This window comes from Streptomyces sp. NPDC002911 (genome assembly GCF_053591835.1).
This window is the reverse complement of record NZ_JBSFUO010000017.1, coordinates 92844-104511: the sequence shown is the minus strand read 5'-3', so window position 1 is coordinate 104511 and position 11668 is coordinate 92844. Positions and strand designations below refer to the sequence as shown.

At 72.6% G+C, this 11668-nt stretch carries 1 protein-coding gene (running past one end of the window); it reads right to left on the bottom strand.

The window, feature by feature from the left end:
* Positions 1 to 36: 36 nt before the first annotated feature.
* Positions 37 to 11668: the 3' portion of an amino acid adenylation domain-containing protein gene (locus ACWD04_RS24015; protein WP_451135109.1), read on the bottom strand. Its footprint extends 11246 nt past the window's final position; the window shows 11632 of its 22878 coding nt (coding positions 11247-22878); the start codon falls outside the window, past its right edge; the stop codon is at positions 37 to 39.

Here is an 11668-nt window from a genome sequence, read left to right as displayed (position 1 = left end):
CGCTACCGGTCGGGATCTTAGTACGCGGTTCGGACATCATGCATCAGAGCCCTCTGCGGACGCCCCGCGTCCGCCGTCGTACCCGGCCCGTGGAACCATGCGGTCGATGCGCCGTCCGAGCAAGGCATTGAAGGTGTCGGGCGCCTCCAGCATCACGAAGTGCCCCACACCCTCGACCAGATCCACCTCCACGCCGTATCTGTGTGCGGCGGCGAGGTTCGTCGGCATCCAGGAGGTCGAGTTGACCAGAACCAGCGGGACGTCGAAGTGCTTCGGCACGTCCTGCAGGTACGTCAGCATCTCGCGGAACGCGGCCGAGACGATCGCCCCGCCCACCCGCGCACGCGTGCGCTCGACCAGCTCGATCAGATCCTGTCGCGCTGTGTCGAGGAAGAGTTCCCGGGCCTTCACCGGCTGGTCCGAGAACGACCGGACGAAACGGTCGAGTCGGGCGGCGTCCAGTCGCTCGGGGTCGAGGTTGTGGAGCGTGTCCACGCCGATCATGCCCTGGACCGATGCTCCCAGCAGCGGCGCGGCGGCCAGCATCACGGGCCCGCCCAGCGAGTGACCGATCAGGACCACGTCCCTCACCCCGGCGTGCTCGACGACGGCCGCCACATCCTGGGCGAACGCCTCGATGGTCCACTTCCGCCGGTCGTTGCCCGACCGGCCGTGCCCGGCGAGGTCCAGGGCGATCACGGTGAACCGCCCTTCGAAGGAGGGGATCTGGCGGTCCCAGTACGACGCGTCACAGCCCAGACCGTGAATGAGGACCAGTGCTGTGGGGCCGCTGCCCCGGACGCGGTAGTGGATCCGGGTTCCGTCGGCCGACCGCGCCTCGGCCGCACCCCCTCTCCCGGTCGTGGTCTCGGTCATGGTCGCGGCCTGCGGGAGGGTCGCGTGGGTGTGGGGTGCGGGCGGGCCCGTCGGCTTGCGCGCGATGATGCCCACATGCTCCATGTCCGGGCCGGGAGCGCCGTACGACTCCCGGTCCACTCCGACGGCGCCGAAGAACCCGGCGCGCTCCACGGCGAACCCGGCCGCCTCGCATTCCCTTCGGAAGACCTCGGGGTCGAGGGCGTTGATCAGGCTCGGTCCGCCGACGACATGGGCCGGGTCGAAGTGCGCGGCGACGTCGTCGATGTACCCGGGCCACGGGTCGCCCGCCCGCTTGCGCTCCTCGTAGTCGGCGGCCTTGGAGGCCCAGTACCCGAAATAGGGCGAGTCCGTGCTCAGGAACACCTTTCCGCCCGGGGTCAGCCAGCGGAACATCTTGCGCAGTATGAGCCGCACCCCGTCGGGGTCGAGGAAGTGCATGACACGGCCGGCGTGCACAGCGGTGAAGCGCTCGTCCTCGAAGTCGACGTCAGGCAGTGTGCCCCGTCGCAGAGTCAGGAGATGCCTGCTCTCGTCGTTGACGCGCTGCTCGAGGATGTCCAGGTGCTTCTGCTCCATATCCAGGGCGACGACCCGAGCCCCGCGCTCCAGCGCGGCGATGCTGGCGACGCCGTAGGCGCAGCCCATGTCCAGCACCTCCCCGCCTCGCAGGCCTGCGAAGTCGGCGAAGTCGGAGGAGTAGGGGATCAGGTGCTCGACCATGACGCCCGTGCGGTTGAGGGTGGCGACCATGCCGCCGAAATCTATGGCGGCGGCGGTCTTGAGATCCTCCAGGACGTCGTGCTCCCTGGTCACCGCGATCGGCGCCCTGGGCGGGGCGGCGGCCTCGGGTGCCGTTGGCTCCTGCGACGAGAGCGGCGTCAGGGACACCGTTCCGCGTGCGTGACGACGTTCCCGGCTGGCCCGGCCCGCGTCGCGGTCGCCCCGACGGACCTCGAGCCGGTGCGGTGTCTCCGCAAGATCGGTCAGTACGACAGGCTCACGTGACGCCGTCCGCGTCCCGTCGACGGGACGCGGCGCACCAGCCGTGGCGGGAACCGTGGACGTGGGCGCAACCGTGACCGTCGAGGCCGCTGTCGGTGTGGGCGTCGGCGACGGCGGGGAGACCGACGTGGTCGGGCCGGGCCGTTCGCCGCCCACCCAGTAGCGGTTCCTGGCGAACGGATATGCGGGCAGGCGCAGCCTCGTGGGACGGCTTTCGCCCGGCCGCGCTTCCGGGCCCGGGATGGTGTGACCCGCGACGTAGCGCTGGGCCAGGTCCACCAGTGCCTCACGGCGGTGGGCGAGGTCGAGCCGGGTGTCCAGGGAGTCTTCCAGCCGGGTCCGGATGTGCTCGGCGTCCGCCGCACGGGTGGTGAAGTCCCGGGGGACCGTGCCCCCGAACCACGCGTCGGCGCGCGCCGGGCGGTCGGACCGCGAGTGGCTGCCGGCCGTCCAGAGCGCGACGGCCTCGTCGAGGGAGCTCACGACGACGGCGCAGCGGTGGCGGAAGTGATGCCGCCCGGTGAGCAGCGTGGCGCTGAGTCGCGGCAGGTCGGCGTCGCTCGGTGCGCCGGTCGCGATCCGGTCGACCAGCCGGCGGACGACCTGCTCCAGGGCCGTTTCGGTCTTCGCCGAGAGAGGCAGCAGGTAGTACGGCTGTGCCGGGGCGGCCGGCGACGGCCCGCCGGTGTACTCGCGTACGACCACGTGGGCGTTGGTGCCGCTCATGCCGAAGGCGCTGACCGCGCCCGTGCGGGGCTTGCCCGGCGGCGGTGCCCACTCCTTGGTCGACTTGTTGACGTAGAACGGGCTCTCGCTCCAGTCGATGTACTCGTTGTCCTGCTCGCAGTGGAGGCTCGCCGGGATGGTGCCGTGACGCAGTGCCTCCGACAGGCAGATCAGGCCGACCAGGCCGGAGGCGGCGAAGGTGTGGCCGACGTTGGGCTTGGTCGAGGTGAGGGCGCAGAACCCCTGCTTGTCGGTGTGCGGGCGGAACGCCTCGCGCAGGGCGTTGACCTCGACGGGGTCGCCCAGCCTGGTCCCCGTTCCGTGGGTGACGATGTAGCCCAGGTCCTCGGGATCGACTCCGCCCCGGCGGTAGACGGTCTCCAGCAGCTCACGCTGTGCCTCTCCGGCGGGGGCGGTGATGCCGTTGGTCCTGCCGTCGTAGTTGATGCCGCCGGCGGTGATCACGCTGTGGACGGGGTCCCCCTCGGCTTCGGCCCGGTCGAGCGGGCGTAGCACCAGCGCCGTCACCGCCTCGCCGGGCACCATCCCGTCCGCGCGCCGGTCGAAGGTGGCGCAACGGCCTTCGGCCGACAGCATGCCCGCCCGGTTCATCGCGGCGAGCGACTGCGGGGTGAGGACGAAGTTGGCCGCGGCGACGACGGCGACGTCGCACTCGCCCCGGCGCAGACTCGCGCACGCCTGGTGCAGGGCGACCAGGCCGGACGAGCAGGACGTGTTGATGGCCAGCACGGGGCCCTTGAGGTCCAGGAAGTACGACAGTCGTGCGGCCAGCACGCCGTCGTGGTTGGAGGTGAGGCTGCCGCCGTCCCCGACCAGCAGCTGGTAGTCGCCCTGCTCCACGCCGACGAACACGCCGACGCGGCTGTTCTTCAGTTCCTCGGCGCCCAGGGCGGCGTCCTCCAGTGCCTTCCAGATCTCCTGGAGCAGATGCCGCTGGCGCGGGTCGATCGTGCGGGCCTCTTTGGGTGCGATCTCGAAGAAGGCCGCGTCGAATTCGTCCGCCCAGTCGATGCCGCCCACCCATGGGTAGCGTTTCGCCGCTTCCTCCTCCTGGTGCGCCCCGGCGGCGCCGAAGCGCACCGGCGGAACCTCGGTGACGAGGTCCCGGCCGTCGGTCAGCGCCTGCCAGAAGTCGTCGACGGACCGGCAGCCCGGGAAGATGCCGCTCATGCCGATGACGGCGATCGGCGCCTCGCCCGGAAGCGGTTCCCGCGGCTCGTCGGTGCCGGTGCGGCCATTCCCGGAGAACACCTCACGAGCACCGTCGAGGGCGGGCTCGGCGCACCCCTCGGACGCCGCTCGGCCTTCTGCGGGGGCGCCCTCGCCGGACGTGTCGTACCGGTCCGGCACCCCGCCCTGGCCGGATGCCTCGTACCCGCCGCCGGCCGCCTCGTTCGTGCCGGTCGTCTCGTCGGTTCCCGGAAGCGGCAGCCCTGCGGCCTGCTCGGTCAGGTGCCCGGTGAGGCGGCCGATGGTGGGGTGGTCGTACAGAACGGTGGGCAGGAGACGTGTGCCGAGGCGTTCCGACAGCCGGTGGGCGAGTTGCGTCAGCCGGATCGAGTCCAGGCCGAGGTCGACGAAGTTGCTGCCGTCGTCGAGCCTCTCCAGGGGTGTCTTCAGGACGTGCGCCACGCTCTCGCGGACCGCTGCCGCGAGTCCCGCGCGGAGCCCGTCGCGGCCGGCCGGGGTCTCCTCGATCGCAGACGGCCGGGTCACCGTGCCGGCGACGGCGCGGTCGACCAGCGACCGTGCCCGCTCGGCGGAGGCGTGCAGGACGAGGGGGGCGGCGGGAGCGGCCGTGAGGAAGCGCTCGAAGAGCGCGAGGCCGGTATCGGTGGCGAGCGGCTGCTGGCCGCTGGAGCCGAGGTAGGTCATGACGAGGTCACGGCCGGACCGTCCGTCCGGCTGCCGCTGGGCGGCCGCGCCCATTCCGCCCTCCTCCCAGAGGGGCCACTGGACGGCGAGGGTCCGGTGCGGGGACCGGCGCCCGTCCAGGGCACGTGCGTACGCCGCCTGGAAGCGGTTGGCCACCGCGTAGTCGCAGCTGCCGAAGTCGCCCAGAGTGGCGGAGCTCGACGAGAAGTGGCAGACGAACCGTGCAGGGCTCGGGCCCGGCACCCGGTCGAGCGCCCGCTCCAGCGCCAGCGTCCCGAGCACCTTGGCACGGAGGACGTCCTCGATCGCGTCGCGGGTCTTCTCGGTCAGCGGTAGTGCCTGCGCCGTGCCGGCGGCATGGATGACACCGTCGATGGCGCGCACGGAGGACGGCAGACCGTCCAGGAGCCGGACGAGCGCCTCCTCGTCGGACACATCGGCACGGCGGCAGACGATCTCTCCGCCGTCACGGCGCAGATGCTCCGCCCACGCCTCGTCGGCCGGCCGCAGCGGTGAGCGGCCCAGCAGCACCAGGTTCGCCCGGTACGCCCCGGCGAGGTGCTCCGCGAGACGGCGGCCCAGACCGCCGAAGGCTCCGGTGACGAGATACGTGCCGCCCTCCCGGAGGGCCGAAGGGCCGTGCGGCGCGGGGAGGCCGACGCTTTCGACCCGGCAGACATGGCGTCGGCCCGCTCGGTAGAGGGCACCTGCCTTGACCTCCTGGTGCTGTTCGGTGAGGAGCAGGCCGGCCCAGCGTTCGGCGTCCGCGACGCCGTCGTGCAGGACGACGCGCAGGGCGGTGCCGGGGAGCACCCTGGACAGCGAACGCTCGTAGCCGGTCAACGAGTCCAGGGCGGCCTGTTCCACGGCATCGCGGAAGTGCCCGGCCACGAGGACGTCGGGGACGTCCAGGGACGTGGCGGCGAGTGCGCGCACCAGCACACCGACGTCGGTCAGCTCGCGCAGGACGGCGACTCCGCCGTCCTGTTCGGTGGGCCACAGGTAGTGGATGGCGTCGATCCGGCCATGTGCCTCGGCGACGGCGCCGAGCACGCGTCGCCAGCTCCGTTCGTCGCTCCGGTGCACCGCGTGGGCGGAGGCAGGGGCGGCCGGGCCGCTCGCCTGTGCGACGAAGACCAGCCGGGCGCCCGGCGCGTGTTCGCGGGCGGCACGCCGGTAGGACTCCTGTGCCGTGCGGTCCGTGAGGAAGACCACGACGTTCTGCCCGGCGGACGCGGCTCGGCGCCGGCCGTCAGGTTCCGTCCCGGGAGGGCAGGGTACCCAGCGCTCCTCGAAGAAACGGGGTTGCGACATGTCATCGGCCGCCGGCGTGACGCGTTCCTGGCCGGTGACGTGTGCCCGGGGCACTCCTTGGGAGGTGTGCGGGGCGTCGGGCCCGTCCGGCTCCCCGGACAGCCAGTAGTACTCCTCGCTGAAGGGGTACGTCGGCATGCTGACCCGGTGCGGCCGCCGGCCGCTGTCGTACAGCAGGTCCCAGTCGACCGGATCGCCCGCCTCCCACAGCCGCGCCACCTTGTCGAGCCTGCGCTCGGCCAGCCACTGCCGTACGAGACCTCGTCGGTCCTCGTCGTCGAGCAGGGGCGACGGGGCCGCACCGGCCCCCTCGCGCACGGGCACGTCCGTACGGTCGGCGAAGTCCCGCAGCGCGCGGATGAGTTCGGGCACGGAGCGGACGACGAAGGCCACCCGCTCCGCCAGGGCGGTCCGCCCGACCTGGAAGGTGAAGGCGATGTCGGCGAGGCGGGGGACCGTCGACCGGGCCGTCTCCTCCTCGGCCAGTCGGTGCGCGAGGTCGCGTGCGTAACGGCGCAGGTTCTCGGTGGTCCGGGCCGACAGGGGTACGAGACGGGGTCCGGCGAGTACCGCGTCCCGGCCCGCCCGGGGCGGGGCCTCCTCCAGGATGGCGTGCACATTGGTGCCGCCGATGCCGAAGGAGCTCACCGCGGCCCGCAGTGGTGCGGCGCCGGGCGCCAGGGACGTCAGACGGTCCACCACGTGGAAGGGCGACTGTCCGAAGTCGATCTGCGGGTTGGGGGCGTCGTGGTTGATGGTCGGCGGCACCGTACGGCGGCCCACGACGAGGGCCGTCTTGACGAGTCCCGCGAGGCCCGCGGCGGCGTCGAGGTGGCCGAGGTTGGACTTCACGGAACCGATGCCGCAGAAACCGGTCGCGTCGGTGTGCCGCCGGTACGCCTCGGACACCGCCATGACCTCGATCGGGTCGCCGATCACCGTGCCGGTGCCGTGGGCCTCCAGGTACCTGATCGACTCGGGGTGGATGCCGGTTCTGTCGAGGACCGAGGCGACCAGCTCGGACTGGCCCGCGACGCTGGGCGCGTAGTAACCGGCTTTCCGTGCTCCGTCGTTGTTCATCCCCACGCCGCGCACCAGCGCGTGGATGTGGTCGCCGTCGCGGACGGCTGACACAGCGTCCTTGAGGAGGACCACGACGGCCCCCTCGCCGCCGATCATGCCGGTCGCGTCTGCCGAGAAGGGCTTGCAGTGCCCGTCGGAGGAGAGCGTCATGCCCTCCTCGTACAGGTAGCCGACGGTGTTCTCGCCGTACATGCCGCAGCCGCCGGCCAGGGCGTGCGTGGTCTGCCCGGAGAGGATGCCCTGGCAGGCGAGCGCCAGTCCGGCGAGCGAGGACGAGCAGTTGCTGTGGACGTACAGGCTGGGACCGCGCAGTCCGAGCTTGTGCGAGATGGTCGTCGGGATGGTCCCGGGCTGGGCCTGGAGGAAGCCGACCAGGGCCTCCGAGTCCCGCCGGGTGTCACGGCCTGCGACCGGGGCCTGGTAGAGGGCGTTGCTGGTGGACATGTAGACCGCCGCGTCCGCGACGTCGCCCGGCAGGTGGCCGGCGTCCTCGATCGCCTTCCACGAGTGCTGGAGCAGCTGCCGCAGCTGCGGGTCCATCAGTTCGGCGTCCCGCGCCGAGACCTGGAAGAAGCCCGGGTCGAAGAAGCCCTTGCCGCGCATGCTGGCGCGCACGGGCACGTGGGCCGGGTCCTGGATCAGCCGTTCGTCGATGCCGAGGCGGCGCATCTCGTCCGGCGGGCAGAACTCCACGCTCTCCTGGCCCGCGAGGAGGTTGCGCCAGAACTGGTGGTGGTCGTCGGCTCCGGGCAGTCCGACGGACATGCCGATGACGGCGACGCTGTCCGCGAGGTATGCGGGCGGTTCGGCAGGGGCGACGGTGTCGCCCACGGTGGTGCCGGCCTCACTCCTGTCGGTGCCGTGGCCGGGGCCGGTGTCCGAGGCCGGGGCGGGGGCCTCGGCGACCGGGACCGGCGCCGTGGTCAGGAGGGTGCGCAGGTGGGCACCCGTTCCCCGCGCGTGGGCGCAGCGGAAGACATCGGCCGCCGTGAAGGACACGTCGAACCGCTGGGCGACGCGATCGGCGAGCAGAACCGCCAGCACGGAGTTGCCGCCCGCCTCCAGGAAGGCGTCCGTGGGCCGGAGGTTGTCGACGCCCAGCACCTCACGCCAGAGGGTCAGTACGTCGTCCTCCTCCGGGGCCGCCACGGCGACGGCGCCGGCCGGCTCCTCGGGCAGCGTCACGGGCCGTCGCGCCAGCGTCAGGCGGTCGACCTTGCCGTTCGGGGTCTGCGGAAGCCTGTCGATCGGGAGGGCGAAGGCCGGAACCATGTGGTCCGGCACGCTGCGGCCCAGGTGCCGGAGCAGTTCCCGGGAGGTGGCGCGCGCGACGCCCGGGGCCTGGGTCCAGTACGCGACGAGCTGGGTGCCGCCGTCCGCCGTGCCTTCCCTGGCGACGACGGCGCACTCGCGCACGGCCGGGTGCCGGGTCAGGACGTGCTCGATCTCGCCGAGTTCGACGCGGAAGCCCCGGACCTTCACCTGGGAGTCGATACGGCCCAGGCACTCGATGGTGCCGTCGCTGAGCCGGCGCGCCAGGTCCCCGGTCCGGTACATCCTGCCGCCGGGCGGGAAGGGGTTGTCGGGGAACCGCTCCGCGGTCAGTCCGGGCTTGTTGAGGTAGCCGAGGGCGAGTCCCTCGCCCGCGACGCAAAGTTCGCCGGGTACGCCGACGGGGGCGATGCGACCCTGCCCGTCCACGATGTGGACCCAGGTGTTGTCGATGGGGCGGCCGATCGTGACGCGCTTGTCCGCCTCGATCCGTGCCACCGTGGACCACACCGTCGTCTCGGTGGGTCCGAACAGGTTCCAGACCTCGCAGTCGAGCGCGACCAGGCGCTCCTTCAGTGTCTCGGATAGCGCTTCACCGCCGCACAGGACGCGGACGCGTTCCTCGTTGGTCCAGCCCGAATGGAGCAGCATCGTCCAGGTCGCGGGCGTCGCCTGCATCACGGTCGGCCGTACGCGGGCGATCAGCTCCGTGAGCCGCCCCGCGTCGCGGGCGGTGGCGGCGTCGCTGAGATGGCACTGCGCTCCGGTGATCAGTGGCAGGTACAGCTCCAGGGCGGCGATGTCGAAGCTGTGCGTCGTCACCGCCAGGATCCGGTCGTCCGCGCACATTCCCGGCCGCTCGGCCATCGCGCACAGGAAGTTGGCGAGCGCGCTGTGGGGCACCACGACACCCTTGGGGCTGCCGGTGCTGCCCGAGGTGTAGATGACGTACGCAGGATCGGAACCGGTCACCCGGCTGTCGGCGTCCGCGCCGGTCGTCCGGAGGGCGGTCCCGTCGTGGTGCGCCCGGTCGGGCCCTGGGTCCGTACCGTCGATCAGGAGCACACGGCGGCCGTCGGTCTCGGCGCCCTGGTCGAGTTCCCGCAGCTGCCCGGCCAGCGCCGAGACGCTGAGGATCATGTGCGGCGCGGCGTCGTCGAGGATGTACGCGATCCGGTCCCTGGGGTACGCCGGGTCGAGCGGGATGTACGCGCCGCCGGCCCGCATCGTGGCCAGCAGCGCCACGACCAGCTCGGGCGACCGCTCCAGGTGGACGGCGACCAGGCTTCCGGGTCCGACGCCGAGCCCGCGCAGCCGGCCGGCGAGCCGGCTCGAACGCTCGTCGAGCTCCGCGTAGGTCAGGGTCTCGGTCCCGTCGGTGAGCGCGATCGCGTCCGGGGTGCGGGCGGCCCGCTCGGCGAACAGTTCGTGCGCCCACCGCTCCGGGCGGGTCACCACGGTGTCGTTCCACTCCACGGTGAGGGTGTGCAGTTCCTCCGGCGACACCAGCGAGCAGTCGTCGACGGCTCGCGCGGGTGCCGCGGCGGGGACGGTCTCCAGCAGGTGCACGTACTGGCGCAGCAGCCGGTCGGCCGTCTCCCGGTCGAACAGCGCGGGGTCGTACTTCCAGTTGACGGCGTACCGGTCCTCCGCTCCGTGCGGCTCGACGACCTCCAGGACGAGTTCGTACTCGCCCTCCTGGCGGATGTCCTCGACGTGGGTGAAGGAGGGGCTGTCCGCGGTGACGTCCTCGTGCCAGTCCTGGTACATGAAGGCGTGGCTGAAGACCGGCGCGGAGCCGTCCGTGGTGCCGAGGCCGAGCTCGCGGACGAGCGGCCCGAACGGGTAGCTGTGGGCGATGCCGTCGAAGAGTGTCTTCTGGACGTCCCTGCACAGGTCGGCGAAGGGCTGCCGCCCGGACATCCGGCTCCGGACGGGCACCATGGTGACGAAGTGGCCCACGGTGCCGTCGAAGCGCGCGCCGGTGCGGTTGCTGACCGGCATGCCGACCACGATGTCGTCCTGTCGGGTGTACTGGCGCAACAGCACGTTGTACGCCGCCAGGAACGCCGCCGACGGGTAGACGCCGTGGGTGCGGGCGAACCGCGACATCCGCTCGCTCAGCTCCGCCGTGAGGCGACGCGTCACGGTGGCGCCGAGCGCGCCGCGCCCGGGCGTGGCGCGCGGCCGGTCGGCGGGGAACGCGGGCGCGGGCAGCGGGCCGGCCAGCTGCTTCTGCCAGTACGCGAGCCGGGCCGTGCCCTCCTCGCCCCGCAGCAGCGCCGCCTCCTCGGCGACGAACTCCGCGTATTTCGCGCGCGCCCGGGGGTCGTCAGGCATCGGCAGACCCTCGGCCACGGCCCGGTGAGCGGCCAGGAGATCCTTCACGAGGACGACGGCGGAGGCGCCGTCGAGGACGAGGTGGTGGGCGTTCAGGAGGACCCACGATGCGTCGCCCTGGGTGCGGAAGACGGTGAGCGTGCAGAGCGGCCCGTTGTCCAGGTCGAACGGTTCCTTGGCGTGCCGGCGCAGCAGCGCGAGCGTCTCGTCGTGGTCGAGAGCGGGCAGCCCTCGCTCGGTGAAGGCGGGGCGGGGAGCGCCGGGCCGTGCCAGGACGAGTCGGCCGTGCTCCTCACGCACCACGCCCCCCAGGACGGGGTGGCGGACGACCATGTGCTCGAAGGCGCGGCGCAGAGCGTGGGTGTGGAGCCCGGTGACCCGGAAGCAGAGCGGCACGTTGTACACGCTCGCTCCGGGCGCTGCCCTCTGGAGGGCCCACAGGCCCTGCTGGTCCTCGGAGAGGGGGTGGCCCTCGGGGAGAGGGTGCGGCGCGGGCGTCCCGGATGGCTCGGGGGCCTGCGCACGGGGGTCGCCGCCCAGGTGGGCCGCCAGCTGGTCCACCGTCGTGTGCTCGAAGAGTGACGCGGACTCGAACGCCGGGTCGAGCTCCCGCTGGATCCGGCGGGCGAGGTGGACGAGGGCCGTCGAGGACAGCCCCAGCGCGAGGAAGTCCTGGTCGGTCCGCACCTCGTGGGGCGGGGTGTCCAGTTGCCCGCCGATCGCCCGGCGGAGCCATTCACGGGCCCCCGGGGCGGCAGCCGGCGCGGCGTGCGGCACCTCCGCTTCCCGCTCCGGCTTCTGCTGCGGCTGCGGCTGCGGCTGAGGCCGGTGCTCGTGCTCCGGCCGGTCCTCCCGCCCGGGTCCGTACGTCGCGGGCGACGGCTTCTCGTCCTCGTACCAGTACTCCTTCCGCCCGAAGGGGTACGTCGGCAGGCTGACACGGCGGGGCGGACGGGCTCCGTGGAACGCACGCCAGGGCACGCTCGCACCGGTCAGCCACAGCCGCGCCGATGCCCGGAGGTCCCCCGCGGCGACGGCCGCCGCCACACCCGGATCCGCCGCCTCGCCCGCGCGCCGCGACGGCGCACCGGTGAGTTCGCCGTACTCGCCCTCACCGACGCCGCCAGTGGTGAGGAACGCCGACAGCCGGCCGGCG